The sequence below is a fragment of the Parasynechococcus sp. genome (genome assembly GCF_045559935.1).
Taxonomy (GTDB): domain Bacteria; phylum Cyanobacteriota; class Cyanobacteriia; order PCC-6307; family Cyanobiaceae; genus Parasynechococcus.
Window position 1 is genome coordinate 248,062 of the sequence record NZ_JBJLJL010000008.1, and the last position, 16,218, is coordinate 264,279.

The following is a 16,218-nucleotide window of genomic DNA, read 5'->3' on the forward strand; positions in this document are numbered from 1 at the left end:
TGCGCCGCCGGCGGTTGCTCCGATCAGGTGGCGAAACGATTCAGATAGGGCAGCCGTCCCATCAAGGCCTCCAGTTGTTCGCCGTGGTCCAGCAGCTGCGAGGTGGCGTCCCAGCGGCCGCTGCACAGCATGTCGCGCGGACCGGGATCGATGCTCACGGCACAGTCAGCGCTACCGCTCGCCATGCGCATCGTTGTCAGATTCAGTGACCAGACACCGCCGGGTTCGTTGAGCACCGCCTGTTGGAGGGAAGCGATCTCATCCGCCGAGGCCGTCGCACAGGGGATTCCAAGAGCCAGACAGTTGCCGTAGAAGATCTCAGCGAAACTGACGCCGACAACGGCTCTGATGCCCCAGCGCATCAGAGCCTGGGGCGCATGCTCGCGGCTGGAGCCACATCCGAAGTTGCCGTTGACCACCAGAATCGAGGCGCCCTGAAACTGCGGCTGATCGAAGGGATGCTGGCCGTTCAGTTCGCTGCGGTCATCAGCGAACACCTGATCCGCCAGGGCATCGAAGCTCACACATTTGAGAAAACGGGCGGGAATGATCCGATCCGTATCGATGTCTTCACCGGCAAGCACCATGGCGGTGCCTTCAATCATCTGGATCTGACCCGAAGGAAAAGGGCGCATCAGCTGGCGTGCGGCTTGAGGAGAGTGCGGACATCGGTCACCCGACCGTGGATGGCGGCAGCGGCGACCATGGCAGGACTCATCAGCAGGGTTCGTCCGCTTGCCGATCCCTGCCGACCTTTGAAGTTGCGGTTGCTGGAGCTGGCACTGATCTGGCGACCCTGCAGCCGATCGGGATTCATCGCCAGGCACATCGAGCAGCCCGGCTGCCGCCATTCGAATCCGGCGTCGATGAAGACGGCATCGAGGCCTTCCGCCTCCGCCGCCCGGGCCACCTGCTCGGAACCCGGCACCACAAAGGCGCGGATCCCGTCCGCAACCATCCGACCACGGGCAACCGCCGCCGCGGCCCGGAGATCACTGAGACGCCCGTTCGTGCAGCTGCCGATGAAGCAGACGTCCACCGGCAGTCCGGCAATGGCCGTGCCCGGCTTCAGATCCATGTAGCGGTAAGCCTCTTCCGCAATGGGGCGATCCCCCGCCGGCAGCTGCTCGGGGGCGGGAATGAGCTCCTGGATGCCGAGTCCCTGTCCTGGCGTGATCCCCCAGGTGACGGTGGGCGTGATGGAGGAGGCATCGAAAACCACCTCGTCATCCACCACGGCATCAGACCCACTGGCCAGCGAACGCCACCAGGTCACGGCCCGATCCCAGGCCTCTCCGGTCGGAGCATGGGACCGACCGCGCAGATAGTCGAACGTGACGTCATCAGGATTGACGTACCCACAGCGGGCACCACCCTCGATCGCCATGTTGCACAGGGTCATGCGCTCCTCCATGGAAAGAGCTGCCACCGCAGGCCCGGCGAATTCATAGGCAAAACCCACCCCACCCTTGACGCCGAGATGCCGGATCACATGCAGGATCAGATCCTTGGCGGACACCCCTTCCGTGAGTCGGCCCTCCACCTGAATCCGGCGCACCTTCAGCTTGTTCATGGCCAGGCTCTGACTGGCCAGCACGTCGCGCACCTGACTGGTTCCGATCCCGAAGGCGATCGCACCGAATGCTCCATGCGTGGAGGTGTGTGAATCCCCGCAGGCCACGGTCATGCCGGGCTGGGTGAGGCCGAGCTCAGGCGCGATCACATGGACGATCCCCTGCCGGCCACTGCCGATCCCGTTCAGTTCGATGCCGTACTCGGCGCAGTTCCGCTCCAGGGTGGTGAGCATCTCCTCCGCCAGGGGATCGGCGAACGGACGGGCCTGATCGGTGGTGGGAACGATGTGATCGACGGTGGCGACCGTTCGATCAGGGCAACGCACGGACAGGCCCTTGTCCCGCAAGGCAGCAAAAGCCTGGGGGCTGGTGACCTCATGGATCAGATGCAGACCCACGAACAGCTGGGTGGATCCTCCGGGAAGCTCCGCCACCCGGTGCAGATCCCACACCTTGTCGTAGAGGGTGCCGGAACTCAACAGCTCAGCCGCAGCAGCAGAAAACCCTACCCCCGGACTATCCCCGGGAGAGCAGCCTCCGCCGGAGACCATCGAGCACCCGGATCACACTCAGTTGCTGCACCGCCAGACGACCGCGCCGATCTCCGAACCGCTCAGCCCAGGCCTGGCAGCCATCAGGGCCCGCCACAGCCAGATGCACCAGTCCCACAGGCTTGTCCGGCCCTCCACCACCCGGTCCGGCGATCCCGCTGATCGCCAGGGCCCAGTCACTGCCGAGGCGGTCCCGAGCCCCTTCCGCCATGGCCGTCACCACGGGATCGGAGACAGCGCCATGGCTCTGGATCAGATCCGGAGACACACCGAGCAACCGCTGTTTCATCGCGTTGCTGTAGGCGATGACGCCCCCGAGGAACACATCGGAACATCCGGGTACCGCCGTGATCGCCGCTCCGACGCCACCGCCTGTGCAGGACTCCGCAACCGCGAGCGTCTCCCCGCGCTCCCGCAGCTGTCTGAGCAGCACGGAAGCGAGACTCTCCTCGTCACGGCCGTAGCAGTGCTGACCGCAGCGAAGCAGAAGCTCCCGCTCCACCGGTTCGAGCAGAGCCTCGGCCTCTGCATGATCAGAGCCACAGGCCGTGAGGCGAAGTTTCACATCTCCAAGCGAGGCGTAAGGAGCCACCGTCGGATTGCTGCCGTTCAGCAGGTCGGCCACCTGCTCCGCAAGATTCGATTCGCCGATGCCGGAGAAGCGGAGCTGCCGGCTGACGAACACACCTTCAGCTCCGCCGTGACGCCGCAACCAAGGCTCGGCCGTGGCGCTCCACATCGCCCGCATCTCCGATGGCACACCCGGAAACGTGAGCACAGTGAAGCCAGGCCTTGGGGACCAGATCATTCCGGGTGCCGAACCGAGCGGATTGGGCAGGACCTCGGCTCCCCGAGGCAGGCAGGCCTGGGAGCGGTTGCTGGCCGCTACCGGCCGTCCACCGGTGGAGAGTTTTTCCTGGATCTCCCGCCAGAGTTCCGGCCGCTCCTCAAGGGCGGCGCCGAAGGCGGACGCCAGGGTGGCGGTGGTGAGGTCATCCGGTGTGGGACCGAGACCCCCGGTGGTGATCAGAACACTGCTGCGCTCAGCCGCCTCCCTTGCAGCAGCGGTGAGGCGCTCCACGTTGTCCCCGACAACGGTCTGGCGGTAGTGAGGCAAGCCGAGACCTGCCAATTGCTCGGCGATCCAGCGGGCATTGCCGTTGAGGATGCTGCCCAGGAGCAGCTCGGTGCCGACGCACAGAATCTCGACGCCGCGCTCAGCCATGACGATCGCCGCATCGGGCGATGTCGGAGATCTCCTGGGGTGCGGAGGGGACCACATCACGCAGGGCCAGCTCCGTCTGGAGCTGGCGGCGACTGATCACCACCGTTCCCACCAGCAGGGCGGAAGCGATCGCCAGCCAGAGAAAACGCATCTCCGCATTGGCCACAACGAGAGCGAGAGCCGCGAGCCACTGGGTGAACACGTAGATCAGCAGAACGGTGCGTCGATGGCTGAAGCCGGCGCGAAGCAGGCGGTGATGCAGATGCCGACGATCGGGATGAAAGGGGGATCTCCCTTCACGAAGCCTGCCCATGATCACGGCGGACATGTCCGCCAGCGGCAGGGAAAGGATCAGCAATGGCAGCAGCAGACTCACGGTGGTGAGTCCCTTGGCCGGACCGACGATGCTGACCGCCGCCAGTGTGAATCCCAGGAAATAGGACCCCCCGTCCCCCATGAAGATGCGGGCGGGGTTGAAGTTGTGGCGCAGAAATCCCAGACAGCAGCCAGCGAGGGCGGCGGCAAGGAACCCGGCTGCCACCTGATGCAGGGAGAAGCTCACCGAAACCAGTCCGACCGCTGCGATCCCGGCGACTCCGGCAGCCAGACCGTCCAGTCCATCCAGCCAGTTGATCGCATTGGTGATCCCCACCAGCCAGATCACCGTCGCCAGAAGGCTGAGGCCATCGGAGAGCACGATCGCTGAGCCGGTGGAACTGAACCAGGGAAGGTCGATGGCTCCGATCCGGACACCCTCCGACCAGATGACGCAGGAGACAGCCACCTGTCCGGCAAGCCGCGGCCATGGAGACAGGGCGAACAGATCATCGGCCAGCCCGATCAGGAAGAAGCAGAGCGACCCGGCCAGCGTGCTCCAGATCAGTTGATCGCGGGCTGGAGCCAGGAGACCGAAACCGCCGAGCAACCAGACCGCGGCCAGAGCGAGTCCGAAGCCGAACACCATGGCGACCCCGCCCAGCCTCACCATCGGTGTGCTGTGCTGCTTGCGCGGGTCGGGTTTGTCCGTGAACCCGAAGTGGAGACCCAGAGCGCGCACCAGGGGAACCAGCACGCTGGTGATGCCGGCTGCCAGCCCGAAGCTCATCAGTGCAACCGCAATCGGGCTCGCTGCGAGGTTCACGGAGACTCCTGGAAGGGGGCTGCCCTGAAGGTGGTCGTTGACCTTCCGATCCTAAGGAGGCTCTTCCCACCGATCCAGGGAACCCTGGACCAGTCAGGCAATCGCCGGCTCTCTCTGTTCCACATAGAGAGGGAACCGGCTGCAGAGCACCTCCACACGGCTGAGACAGCGCTGCTGAATGGCGTCGTCTTCAGGATTGAGCAATCGATCAGCGATCACATCAGCCACTTCACGAAAGGCCTCCGCATCGAAACCTCTGGTGGTGAGAGCCGCTGTACCGAGACGCAGACCGCTGGTGACGAAGGGGGATTCCGGGTCGAACGGAACCGTGTTCTTGTTGGCGGTGATGTGCACATCACTCACCAGCAGATCGGCCACCTTGCCGGTCATGCCGATGCAGCGAAGGTCGAGCAGGACCACATGGTTGTCCGTGCCGCCGCTCACCACATCGATGCCGCGCTCGATCAACCGTGCCGCCAGGGCAGCTGCATTGGCCACCACCTGCTGGCTGTAGGCCCTGAAGGCCGGCTGCAACGCCTCTCCGAAAGCGACTGCCTTGGCGGCGATCACGTGTTCCAGGGGCCCACCCTGGCTGCCGGGGAAGACCGCCTTGTCGAACTTCTTGGCGAATTCAGCATCGCGACAGAGGATCAGTCCACCGCGGGGTCCCCGCAGGGTCTTGTGCGTGGTGGTTGTGACCACATCGCAATGAGGCACAGGGCTTGGATGCACTCCGGCAGCCACGAGACCGGCGATGTGAGCCATGTCCGCCAGCAGATAGGCCCCGACCTCATCAGCGATCGAACGGAACGCGGCGAAGTCGATCGTGCGCGGATAGGCGGAGTAACCGCAGACGATCAGCTTCGGCTTGTGCTCCCTGGCCAGCGCACGGATCGCGTCCATGTCCAGACGCTGAGTCTCTCGGTCGACGCCGTACTGGATGACCTTGAACCACTTGCCGCTGACGTTGACCGGAGACCCATGGGTGAGGTGACCGCCGTGGGAGAGATCCAGGCCCATGATCGTGTCGCCGGGCTGGAGAAGAGCCAGGAAAACGGCGAAATTGGCCTGGGCTCCGCTATGGGGCTGAACATTCGCCCAGGCCGCCCCGAACAGCTGCTTGGCCCGCTCAATGGCCAGCTCCTCGATGGCATCGACGTGTTCACACCCCCCGTAGTAACGCTTGTTCGGCAGGCCCTCGGCGTACTTGTTGGTGAGCACCGAGCCCTGGGCCTCCATCACGGCACGGGAGGCGAAGTTCTCGCTGGCGATCAGCTCGAGGTGAGTTTCCTGTCGATTCTGTTCCCGGTCGATCAGTCCGGCGATCGCCGGATCGGCCTGGGCCAGATCCCTGTTGATCGAACGCTCGGATTGCTGACTCATGGAGCTGGGTTGTCGTGAACTGATCGTAAGGAAGGACTCTGAGTCCAGGGAACTGTGTCCGGCCAAAAAAAAACTGCCCCGGAAGGCAGTTCAACAGCGCGCCTGGAGAGATTCGAACTCCCGACCCTCTGATCCGTAGTCAGATGCTCTAATCCGCTGAGCTACAAGCGCTGGCGTGAATCCATGAGAGCCCATCGAGGGGGCCTCCGTCAACTGGAGCACAGTCGGGGCCAGGATCGCCTCTGAACTCCGACACCGCCGCGATGCCGATCCGCTGGTACGGCCCCGCCGACCCTGACAATCCCACCTACCGCCATTTCGAGCGGGTGGTGAATCTCTGCCTGCATGCCGGTCTCTTCGCCGCTCTGAACAGCGGTCTCTGGTTCGTTCAGGAGATGCGCCATCCATGGGACTGGCTGCCGCTGTTCAGCGGCCTCTGGCTGACGGTTCTGATCGCCCATCTGCTGATCGTTGCCAGGCTGCGGCCGGATCCATCCACTGCCGATCCGGACGCATGAGGGCACCATGACCTCAGATCGTTCGAGATCCGATGTCGCTCTCAGCCGCCGATCTGCAAGATCTGCAGGCCACACTTGCTGATCGTCTGTACGTCCAGATCAGTGGATGGCATCTCCACCTGGGGGACGCCGAACTGGCCGGACCACTGGCGATCGAATGCAGCGCTCTGGTGGACCAGGGAGCAGCGGTGGCGGCTCGTCGAGCCGTGGAAGCCGTGAAAGTGCAGATCGCCGGTGGAGCCAGCCAGCTTCCGCTCGCCCGGTTGCTCCCTCCGGCACAACTTCGTGAACTTGAGGAGATTCTGGAGCCCTACTGCCGATAAGGTTGCAAACCTTGGAGCGTCCACGGCGTGCTGATCATTGAGGTGACCAATCCGCGCGAGGTGGTGCGCCAGCGGATCGGGCCCCTCGGGGAACGCCTGATCGGAACCGTTGTTGATGCAGAAGCCCAGGTGGAGAAGGCTCTGATCCAGGAGCTGGAAACCGCCTTCAGGGATTACGGCATCGAAGCCAGGATTGTCTCGGTCCAGGGTCCGCAGCTGGTGGGGCGTCAGCAGCTGGAGCTGCCGATTCAGGTCCGCGAGGATCGGGAGATCCGACTCAGCGAGCCCTGAACCGGCGGATCAGGCTCCGAACCAGTTCACGCACCTCCCGGACACCGAGAGTCGTTCCCACCAGCGCGAACAGTCCAAGTCCCAGCAGGCCTGGAACCATCACCTGCAGAAGCAGGCCCGACATCCCCACGGGCCAGCTCAGAGCGGCGGAGAGCCCCCAGGCCGGAAGTGCCGCCGCCAAGCCGGCCATCGACAGCTTCAGCGCGTCCAGACCCCAGCTCTGCAGCGGCAACCCCTGGAGACGCCGTTGCAACACCAGCAGCAGAGCCAAACAGGTGATTCCGTTGATGGCGACCGTCGCCAGCACCAGGCCCGGTGCCCCGAAATTCACGGGGGATTGGTCGCCCCACGGGGTCGGCCCTCCGACGAGCAGCCAGTCGAAGATCACGTTGAGACCGATGCCCGCCAGCGAAAAACGGAACGGCGTGGTGCCATCGCCGAGGGCATAGAACACCCGCACCAGAACATCCCGACCGAGATAGGCCGGCATTCCCAGGCCATAGGCCATCAGCAGCCCCGTGACCAGCTGAGCCGCGGAAGCATCGAAGGCTCCGCGCTCATAGACGAGCGCGACGATGGGAGCACCCAGGGCGATGAACAGACCACCCAGAGGAATCATCGAAGCGGTGGACAGCATCAGCCCCTGGCGGATCCGCTCGATCAACTGAGGGCGATCTTCAGGGGCGGTGAGACGTGCGAAGGTCGGCAACAGCGGCACCAGCAGAGCGTTTGAGATCAGGCCCAGCGGCGTCTGCACAAGAAGATTCGCGTAACCGAGACCCGCGGCCGCACCTGCGATCCCGGAGGCGAAGAACAGATCGGTGAACACATTGATCTGCAACATGCCCGATGAGAGGGTCGCCGGCCCCATCACCCTCCACACCTCGCGCACGCCGGGATGGCGCCAGTCCCAGACCAGCTGGAAGCGGGCGAGTCCCTGACGGATCAGAGCCGGCAGCTGGATCAGCCACTGCAGCAGCGCCCCGACCAGGGTTGCGGCCGCCAGCACCACACCCCCGGTCATGGCTGCGGCCGGCAGCGCGATGGCACTGCCCAGCTGCCACCAGAGCAGACCGACACCCAGGATCAGCGCCGCACTCGACATCAGGGGCGAGATCGCCGGGATCCAGAACTCATCCGCTGCATTGAGCGACCCGAAACCCAGACCGATCAGGCCGGCCAGCAACGCCATCGGCGCCATCACCTGCAGCTGCACCGTCGCGATGGCATGCAGCTCCGGGCTCAACCCAGGCCCAACCAGGGTGATCAGCGGATCCGCCGCCAGCACGAGCAGAACGGTGACCAGCAGCAGCAGCGCACTGACGCTGGTGTTCAGAGCCGCAAGGATGTGGGCACTTTCATTGCGGGGGCGGCGACTGAGAACACTGACCATGGCGCTGTGAAACGGTCCGTTGATTCCCCCCAGCAGAATCAGCAGGAACCCCGGCAGCACATAGGCGTAGTTGTAGGCGTCGTAAGCCGCTCCAACCCCGAAGGCAGCGGCGATCACAAGCTGTCGAACCAGGCCGCCAACCTTGCTGAGCAGCGTGCCGAAGGTGACGACCAGTGCGATCCCCTTGAGTGAGCGCGCCATCCAGGCCCCAGCGATGGCCGCATTGTGCTGGGCCTGCAGGAGACCATGGGCATCACTCGGCTAGCGCCATGACCGGCCTTCCATCCCGCGGGGATGCCCTGCTCACTTTTGAAGCCCTCGCAGAGGGCCAGCTGATCAGGCGTTACAAACGCTTTCTGGCCGATGTGGAACTCAGCGACGGGCAGGTGGTCACCGCCCACTGCGCCAACACGGGCCCGATGACCGGCGTGCTGATCCCAGGCCAACGGGTGCGGGTGCGGCATGCTCCCTCCCCGAAACGGAAGCTGGCCTGGACCTGGGAACAGGCGGAAGTGACCGGCGCCGATGGATCACCCTGCTGGGTCGGCATCAACACCGCCCTTCCCAACCGACTCATTCGAGCCACGATCGAGGCAGGTTGCCTTGCCGAAGAGCTCGGGACGATCGAGAGCATCCGAGCCGAAGTCGCCTATGGAAAAAATCGTCGCAGTCGCATCGACCTGCTGCTCACACCTGCGGCCGACAATCCGGATCAGCGGCCGATCTACGTCGAGGTGAAGAACACCACCTGGACCGATGGCACCCTGGCTCTGTTTCCGGACACGGTGACCGAACGGGGGCAGAAACACCTGGTGGAGCTGATGGACCTGCTGCCTGAAGCCCGTGCGGTGCTGGTGCCCTGTCTCAGTCGAGCCGATGTGACATCGTTCGCCCCGGGAGACGCGGCTGATCCTCGCTACGGCGACTTGTTCCGTCAGGCCCTTGACCGCGGGGTTGACGTCCTCCCCTGCTGTTTCCGTTTCGAATCGAACCAGATTCGGTGGGAAGGCCTGCGGCGTCTCAAGCCAGTTTGAAATTTGGTATCAAGACAAACAATTAGGGGCCCGTCCCGCGGGCAGCGTGGGCACGTTCGCCTGGATACAACTCCAGGCGCGATCAGCAGCTCTGCACTTTCGTTCATGACAACTGCCTTCCAGGCGCCGCCAAAGCGGCGCCTCAAGACACTCCAGGAGGCCAGCCTTCTGGATGGCCCGATGCTCCTCCTTCGCAGCATCCGAGGCTTCAGCTCCAACCGTTCACTGGTTTGGTTGGCCTGTGCGCCAATGGCCCTGATGGGCCTCGGCATCTTCACCTTCGCCGCCAAAGCCGAAGAACTGCCCGAACTCAACGCAGCCTTCCTGGCCAACAACCTCTGGCTTCTGGTCGCCACGATTCTGGTGATCTTCATGAATGCGGGCTTCGCCATGGTGGAAGCCGGCATGTGCCGCCAGAAGAACGCCGTCAATATCCTGTCCAAGAACCTGTTCGTGTTCGCCCTCGCGGTGACCGCATACTGGTTCATGCGGTTACGCCCTGATGTACGGGGACGGCATGATCCCCGGCTGGCTGTACTTCGGAGCAGTCTGTTCTTCGACCCCACCGTGTCAGCGCTGAGACGATCAGCGAAGCCGGACTTGGTCCCGACGGTTGACTTCCTGTTCCAGGCGGCCTTCGCCGGCACTGCCGCCACGATCGTTTCCGGCCTCGTGGCGGAGCGCATCAAATTCGGCGAGTTCGTGATCTTCGCCCTGGTCCTGACGGCCTTCATCTACCCGAGTTGCCGGTTCAGCTGGGAATGGAACGGCGGCTGGCTGAGCGAACAGTGTTGGCAGCGTCGAATTCATCGACTTTCGCTGGATCCTCGATCGTGCACTCCGTCGGAGCCTGGGCCGGTCTCGTCGGCGCCATGCTTCTCGGACCCCGGATCGGCAAATATGTCGGCGGGAAGGTTCAGGCCATCCCCGGCCACAACATGTCCATCGCCACCCTCGGCGCCCTGATTCTCTGGATCGGCTGGTACGGCTTCAACCCCGGTTCCCAGCTCGCCATGGACCAGTGGGTTCCCTACGTGGCTGTGACCACCACCCTCGGCGCTGCCGGCGGTGCGATCGGTGCCACGGTGATTTCCACGATCACCTCCAAGAAGCCTGATCTCACCATGATCATCAACGGCATCCTGGCTGGCCTGGTGAGTGTGACGGCCGGTTGCGGCAACCTCACCCTGATGGGTTCCTGGGTCGCCGGTGCCGTTGGCGGCATCATTGTGGTCTTCTCGGTTGCCGCTCTCGACTCAGCGGGCATCGATGACCCGGTTGGAGCGTTCTCCGTCCACGGCGTCTGCGGCGTCTGGGGCACCGTGGTGATCGGCCTCTGGGGCTACGACATCCAAGGCGACGGCTCTGGGCTCGGCCTGCTGGTCGGTGGAGGGATCAATCAGCTTGGTATCCAGGCTGTTGGAACCGCCGCCTACGCCATCTGGAGTCTGGTGACCTGCTTCATCGCCTGGAAAGTCATCGGCGGACTGTTCGGGGGCATTCGCGTCACCGAACAGGAAGAAACCGAGGGTCTGGACATCGGCGAACACGGCATGGAGGCCTACGCAGGCTTCTCCACCATCAACAACTGATTTTCCCTTCGGGATTCACTCCAAGCCCGGCCTTCAGCCGGGCTTTTTTTTTGCGTTCCAGACGCAGCAGGCCCCATAGAGTCGTTTCACACCAGCGCCCGCCATGGACACCCACGCCTTCAAGCGCTCACTGCACCACTCCGAGCGCTACAACCGGCGTGGCTTCGGTCGAGCCGAAGAGGTCGCCGAGAGTCTGGAACAGGCCTATCAGAGCGGCCTGATCGGAACGATCCGGGACAACGGCTACCGACTGACCCACGGGCGGCTCACCGTGCGTCTGGCCGAAGCCTTCGGTTTCTGCTGGGGCGTGGAGAGAGCCGTCGCCATGGCTTATGAGACGCGGCGTCACTACCCGAAGGAACGCTTGTGGATCACCAACGAGATCATCCACAACCCCTCCGTGAATGATCATCTGCGTGAGATGGATGTGCAGTTCATCCCCGTCGAGCAGGGAGTGAAGGATTTCTCCGGGGTGACCTCCGGTGACGTGGTGATCCTGCCGGCCTTCGGAGCGACGGTTCAGGAGATGCAGCTGCTCAACGAGCGGGGCTGCCACATCGTCGACACCACGTGCCCCTGGGTCTCCAAGGTCTGGAACACGGTGGAAAAGCACAAGAAGCACACCTTCACCTCGGTTATTCACGGCAAGGTGAAGCACGAGGAAACCCTGGCCACGAGCTCTTTTGCCGGCACCTACCTCGTGGTGCTGGATCTGGAGGAAGCGCAGATTGTGTCCGACTACATCCTCGGCAAAGGCAATCGGAACGAGTTCATGGAGCGCTTCGCCAAGGCCTGCTCACCCGGTTTTGATCCAGACCAGGATCTCGACCGACTCGGCGTCGCCAACCAGACCACGATGCTGAAGAGCGAAACCGAAGAGATCGGACGACTGTTCGAGCGGACGATGCTCAGCAAATACGGTCCGACCCACCTGAACGACCACTTCCTGGCCTTCAACACCATCTGTGACGCCACCCAGGAGCGTCAGGACGCCATGTTCTCCCTGGTGGACGAACCCCTGGATCTGATGGTGGTGATCGGTGGCTTCAACTCGTCCAACACCACCCACCTGCAGGAAATCGCCGTCAGCAGGGGCATCCGCTCGTTCCACATCGACACACCCGATCGCCTCGACGCCGAGACCAACTCGATCGAACACAAACCCCTGTCGATGGATCTGTGCCTGAACGGAGATTTCCTGCCGGCAGGCCCTGTCACCGTCGGCATCACCTCAGGAGCGTCGACACCCGATCGAGCCGTGGAAGAGGTGATCGAGAAACTGATGAAGCTCAGCGAGACCTGAGCTTCATAAACGCTTTACATTTAGCGTCGACCCATTTGCCGTCACCGGCATTTCGTTCTCAGTGCTGCTTTTGTCGCACTCCGACACAGACAATCTGCGTCAGTCGGCCGACCCCCAGGTCCGTTGCTACACCAGCAGCTTCTCCGACAGGATGGAGATGCTTGCTCCGACCGCCGTCGTGGCGGACTACCTGGACCGGCATGAGGTCTGGTTCGAGCGCTGCGCCGCACCGATCCAGGTGAAATCCCTCGACCAGCAGTCCTACGGACTGACCCTGGGACGCTTCGGCAATTTCGGCTTCGAGATCGAGCCCACCATCAGCCTCCGGCTGCTGCCCCAGGATCAGTTGATCTACCGGATCGAGACCACCGACCTGGCGTGGGGGGATCCGTCGCTCAGAAACCATTACGAAGTCGACTTCCAGGCGCGCATGGAGCTGAAACCCTGGGCGGAGGCCGAGGGCATGGATCCCGGTCTTGCCACCGCCGTGAGCTGGGATCTCGATCTCTCCGTCTGGATCCGGCTTCCGCAGGTCATCACCGTGCTTCCCGACGGACTGGTGCAATCGAGTGGCGATCATCTGCTGCGTCAGATCGTGCGGCAGGTCTCCCGTCGTCTGACCTGGAAAGTTCAGGAAGACTTTCACGCCCAGTACAGCCTGAAATGCCCGCCAAGACGGCGGGCAGCCTTCTGATCAGCGGTTGGACCAGATCTTGTTGACGATCTCCATACCGCTGACGGCCTGCCAGAGAAACAGCGTCATCACGCCCATGTTCAATCCGACATGAGCCTTGCGGGCGATCAGGTTGCCTTGCTGCATCAGCGGCGAGAGCGACGCAGCGATCGCGATCATCCCCGTCATGGCCAGTCCGACAAGCAGATGGGGGGCCTACGAACAGTTTTCCGTTGTTGAGGTAAGTCACCGCCATGCCGCCGAGGGTGCCCAGCGTCATCACCGCGAGGAGCAGGCTGCCCCAGCGGTAGTGCCGCTGGGCGAACTTGCGTGGAACCAGCTCCTTGCGCTGCTCGGGTGTGCCTGTTCTGGTCTTCTTGGCCTTGATACCCAGGTACAGCGCCCAGCCACCAGTTGCGAGCAGGGCCCATTCCGTGAGCGGATGCACGAAGTTCAGGCTGAAGGGAAGCGTGGCCAGCATCGAACGTCCTAGAGCAACAGAGCGAGGCTACGGGTCGACGGTCCCCGACCTGTGTCAGTGCAGAAAATGGCGGCGTCCCGTGAGCAGCATCGTCATCCCGAGCTCATCACAGGCCTGAATGGACTCCGCATCCCTGAGACTGCCGCCGGGATGAATCACGGCCGCGATGCCATGCTCCGCAGCGAGACGGACGGTGTCGTCAAACGGGAAGAATCCATCGCTGGCCAGTACTGAGCCGGCGGCCTTGTCCCCCGCGGCCTCCAGCGCGAGTCGGGCGGAACCCACCCGGTTCATCTGACCGGCTCCGATCCCCAGGCTCTGGCCGTCCCTGGCCACGACGATGGCATTGGAGCGCACGTGGCGCACGAGGCGCCATGCGAACTCCAGATCCCGTTTCTCCTGGATGGAGGGCGGTCGCTGCGTGGCCACGGTCCAGGTGTCCGGCTCACAGGGACGATCGTCCAGATCCTGAACCAGCAGACCGCCAAGAATGCTGCGGACATGATCAGGGCCAGCAGCATCCACGGCCGCGGCAGACAGCTCCAGCAATCGAAGATTCGGTTTCGACGCCAGGATCTCCCGTGCGTCGGGACTGAAGCCAGGGGCCACGACACATTCCAGAAACAGGCTGGTGAGCTCGCGCGCAGCCGCAGCCTCCACCAACCCGTTGATCGCGACGATCCCTCCGAACGCGCTGATGCGATCACCATCGAGGGCCCTTGTGAGTGCCAGCGGCACCGCGGCGGCCACCGCCACCCCACAGGGATTGGTGTGCTTCACAACCACGGCGGCGGGCTGCTGGGCCGGATGCTTGCCATCAGAGCCGTAACCGAACTCCCGAACCGTGGCCAGGGCCGCTTCCAGGTCCAGAAGGTTGTTGGTGCTCAGTTCCTTGCCCTGCAACTGGATGGCACCACCCCAGCCCTGCTTCGCATGGCTGTACCAGCAAGCCATCTGATGCGGATTTTCGCCGTAACGAAGGGTCTGCCTCAAGGGAACAGCCTCGAGCCAGGGGCTCCCTTCATGGGACACCTGCCCTGACATCCAGCGGCTGATGGCGGTGTCGTAGGCGGCTGTGTGCTGAAAGGCCTCTAGAGCCAGCTGTCGGCGCAGGTCCTGCGGCACACCGTGTCGGCTTTCATCCATGGCAGCCAGCACCCGGTCGTACTGATCAGGGCTGGTGAGAACCGCCACATCGGCATGATTCTTGGCAGCAGCACGAACCATGGCCGGACCGCCGATGTCGATGTTCTCGATCGCCATCGCCCAGGTGACATCCGGCTTGGCGATCGTTTCCCGGAAGGGATAGAGATTCACCACCACCAGATCAATGGCAGGAATGTTCTGCTGCTGGAGATCGGCCTGATGGGCGGGATCATCCCGCCTGGCCAGGATGCCTCCGTGAACACGCGGATGCAGGGTCTTCACCCTCCCACCGAGAATCTCCGGTGCTCCGGTGTGCTCGGAAACCCGCGTAACAGGCAGTCCTGCCTCCTCAATCACCTTGGCCGTGCCACCGCTGGACAGCAGCTCGTAGCCATGCCGGCGGTGCAGAGCTTCAGCAAGAGGCACCAGACCGGTCTTGTCGGAGACACTCAGCAGAGCGAAAGGAGCCATCAGGGCCAGGCTGCGCAGTCATGGGCCAACCTACGCAGCAGTGATCCGACGTCTCCATGCATCACCGCATCGTGCTGCTGCATGGCTGGGGAGCCGATGCCGATGATCTGCGTCCGGTTGGTGATGCTCTCGCAGACGAACATCCATCGCTGTTGGATGTGATCTGCCTCTCGGCACCGGAAGCCCGTCCCGAAGCATCAGGTCGTCAGTGGTACGACCTCTTCCCCCCGCGTTGGGACCGCGTGCCTGAGGCGGTGGCTCTCCTGCGCCGGCGTCTCCTCGATCTCGCCGACAGCGATCATCCCCTGGAGAAGACCGTCCTGATGGGATTTTCCCAGGGTGGTGCCATGAGCCTGGACAGCGGCTGCTCTCTGCCGTTGGCAGGGGTGATCTCATGCAGTGGCTACCCGCATCCCGATTGGCAGCCACCTCAACACCACCCTCCCGTTCTCCTGCTCCATGGCTCAGGGGATCCGGTGGTTCCCGTGACAGCCATGGAGTCGATCTGGGAACGGCTGCAGGGGGATCGCCGTCAGCGAGTCACATTCCAGGACGGTCACACGATTCCCCATGCCGCACTGCTGCCGATGCAGAACTTTCTCGGCAGCGTGCTCTGAAAACTCAGACGAAGGCGTACTCGTATTCCTCCATCTCCTCCCAGTCGTCCGCTGCCATGTCGAGACCTTCAAACAAGGTGTCTTCGCCGACGGAATCAACGATGGAGCGCAACGAAGGAAACAGGAAGTGGTTCTCTTCGGCGTACTGGGCGCTGAACAGCCCCTTTTCGCCCCAGAAGAAACGGTCGGTGGTGTGCTCGTTCCGGCGCACATTCAGGAGTGCGGGTGGAACAAGACCGGCCTCGGCGATGTAGCGGCGTGCCGCGGTCACCGGCTTGTACTCACCGGTTTCCAGGTGATGGGTGGCCACATGCGCCAAAACCCGCTGTCCGGCGAGACGACGACGACTGATGCGCTTGCGCTTCTTGGACATGAACGGATTCCGGGGTGAGGGTTACTGGGGGATGTGTGGACAAGACGGTTATGAACCGGAGACGCCTGAGCCTGTCCGGGCACTGCGCGTGATGGATCTCGACGCAGGAACGTCATGAGCCGCGTCATG

General features: G+C 63.4%; 16 protein-coding genes, 1 tRNA gene and 2 pseudogenes. 9 read left to right on the forward strand and 10 right to left on the reverse strand.

Annotation, left to right across the window (positions count from 1 at the left end; genetic code table 11):
• Positions 1–23 precede the first annotated feature (23 nt).
• The 6 genes from ACJ0G7_RS05885 to ACJ0G7_RS05910 form a co-directional block, all read right to left on the reverse strand.
• The gene (locus tag ACJ0G7_RS05885) at positions 24–635 is read right to left on the reverse strand and encodes a 3-isopropylmalate dehydratase small subunit (RefSeq protein WP_043694577.1); all 612 of its coding nucleotides are present in this window, start codon (positions 633–635) and stop codon (positions 24–26) included.
• Positions 635–2,053: a 3-isopropylmalate dehydratase large subunit gene (gene leuC / locus ACJ0G7_RS05890; RefSeq protein ID WP_043697258.1), complete on the reverse strand. Its 1,419-nt coding sequence runs from the start codon at positions 2,051–2,053 to the stop codon at positions 635–637. Before leuC ends, ACJ0G7_RS05885 begins: the two co-directional genes overlap by 1 nt.
• Before the next feature lie 37 nt (positions 2,054–2,090).
• Positions 2,091–3,350: a competence/damage-inducible protein A gene (locus tag ACJ0G7_RS05895; protein WP_407395408.1), complete on the reverse strand. Its 1,260-nt coding sequence runs from the start codon at positions 3,348–3,350 to the stop codon at positions 2,091–2,093.
• Positions 3,343–4,491, reverse strand: a complete 1,149-nt coding sequence (locus ACJ0G7_RS05900) for an MraY family glycosyltransferase (RefSeq protein WP_407395409.1) — start codon at positions 4,489–4,491, stop codon at positions 3,343–3,345. Before ACJ0G7_RS05900 ends, ACJ0G7_RS05895 begins: the two co-directional genes overlap by 8 nt.
• A gap of 93 nt (positions 4,492–4,584) precedes the next feature.
• Positions 4,585–5,874 (reverse strand): serine hydroxymethyltransferase, encoded by a 1,290-nt coding sequence (glyA, locus tag ACJ0G7_RS05905; RefSeq protein WP_407395410.1) that lies wholly within the window; start codon positions 5,872–5,874, stop codon positions 4,585–4,587.
• Positions 5,875–5,971: 97 nt separating this feature from the next.
• Positions 5,972–6,045, reverse strand: a tRNA-Arg gene (locus ACJ0G7_RS05910).
• A 92-nt stretch (positions 6,046–6,137) separates the two neighbouring features.
• On the opposite strand from ACJ0G7_RS05910, the gene ACJ0G7_RS05915 reads away from it, so the two are divergent.
• The 3 genes from ACJ0G7_RS05915 to ACJ0G7_RS05925 are packed head-to-tail and all read left to right on the forward strand — an operon-like array spanning position 6,138 to position 7,006.
• The gene (locus ACJ0G7_RS05915; RefSeq protein WP_043694568.1) at positions 6,138–6,392 is read left to right on the forward strand and encodes a hypothetical protein; all 255 of its coding nucleotides are present in this window, start codon (positions 6,138–6,140) and stop codon (positions 6,390–6,392) included.
• Between the two features lie 32 nt (positions 6,393–6,424).
• Entirely contained in the window at positions 6,425–6,715 is a 291-nt protein-coding gene (locus ACJ0G7_RS05920) for a DUF3181 family protein (protein ID WP_043694564.1), read from the forward strand.
• Positions 6,716–6,742: 27 nt separating this feature from the next.
• Entirely contained in the window at positions 6,743–7,006 is a 264-nt protein-coding gene (locus ACJ0G7_RS05925) for a hypothetical protein (RefSeq protein WP_043694561.1), read from the forward strand.
• Here ACJ0G7_RS05925 and murJ read toward each other — a convergent pair.
• A complete protein-coding gene (murJ, locus tag ACJ0G7_RS05930; RefSeq protein ID WP_407395411.1) occupies positions 6,993–8,600 on the reverse strand; it encodes a murein biosynthesis integral membrane protein MurJ in 1,608 nt (535 codons plus the stop codon). The two genes, ACJ0G7_RS05925 and murJ, sit on opposite strands and share 14 nt — an antisense overlap.
• 68 nt (positions 8,601–8,668) lie before the next feature.
• Between murJ and sfsA the strand changes: the two genes are divergently transcribed.
• The 5 genes and pseudogenes from sfsA (at position 8,669) to ACJ0G7_RS05955 (ending at position 13,022) form a co-directional block, all read left to right on the forward strand.
• Positions 8,669–9,433 carry a DNA/RNA nuclease SfsA gene (sfsA, locus tag ACJ0G7_RS05935; protein WP_407395412.1) on the forward strand — a complete coding sequence of 255 codons (765 nt, stop codon included), beginning with the start codon at positions 8,669–8,671 and terminating at the stop codon, positions 9,431–9,433.
• Positions 9,434–9,823: 390 nt separating this feature from the next.
• A pseudogene (locus tag ACJ0G7_RS05940) lies at positions 9,824–10,147 on the forward strand (ammonium transporter); the annotation flags it as partial.
• 47 nt (positions 10,148–10,194) lie between these two features.
• Positions 10,195–11,025 carry an ammonium transporter gene (locus ACJ0G7_RS05945; protein WP_407395413.1) on the forward strand — a complete coding sequence of 277 codons (831 nt, stop codon included), beginning with the start codon at positions 10,195–10,197 and terminating at the stop codon, positions 11,023–11,025.
• A gap of 103 nt (positions 11,026–11,128) precedes the next feature.
• Positions 11,129–12,328, forward strand: a complete 1,200-nt coding sequence (locus ACJ0G7_RS05950; RefSeq protein ID WP_407395414.1) for a 4-hydroxy-3-methylbut-2-enyl diphosphate reductase — start codon at positions 11,129–11,131, stop codon at positions 12,326–12,328.
• 61 nt (positions 12,329–12,389) lie between these two features.
• Complete coding sequence (locus tag ACJ0G7_RS05955; RefSeq protein WP_043694546.1) at positions 12,390–13,022, forward strand: DUF1997 domain-containing protein; 633 nt, start codon at positions 12,390–12,392, stop codon at positions 13,020–13,022.
• Here the strand turns inward: ACJ0G7_RS05955 and ACJ0G7_RS05960 are convergent.
• Both ACJ0G7_RS05960 and purH read right to left on the reverse strand, forming a co-directional pair.
• Positions 13,023–13,482 (reverse strand): annotated as a pseudogene (locus tag ACJ0G7_RS05960) (DUF4079 domain-containing protein).
• 54 nt (positions 13,483–13,536) lie between these two features.
• Positions 13,537–15,099, reverse strand: coding sequence for a bifunctional phosphoribosylaminoimidazolecarboxamide formyltransferase/IMP cyclohydrolase (gene purH, locus ACJ0G7_RS05965; RefSeq protein ID WP_407395415.1), 1,563 nt, complete (start codon positions 15,097–15,099; stop codon positions 13,537–13,539).
• A gap of 56 nt (positions 15,100–15,155) precedes the next feature.
• Between purH and ACJ0G7_RS05970 the strand changes: the two genes are divergently transcribed.
• Positions 15,156–15,716 (forward strand): alpha/beta hydrolase, encoded by a 561-nt coding sequence (locus ACJ0G7_RS05970; RefSeq protein WP_043694535.1) that lies wholly within the window; start codon positions 15,156–15,158, stop codon positions 15,714–15,716.
• 4 nt (positions 15,717–15,720) lie between these two features.
• Here ACJ0G7_RS05970 and ACJ0G7_RS05975 read toward each other — a convergent pair whose 3' ends face one another.
• Positions 15,721–16,089, reverse strand: coding sequence for a DUF3155 domain-containing protein (locus tag ACJ0G7_RS05975; RefSeq protein ID WP_043694532.1), 369 nt, complete (start codon positions 16,087–16,089; stop codon positions 15,721–15,723).
• Between the last annotated feature and the right edge of the window lie 129 nt (positions 16,090–16,218).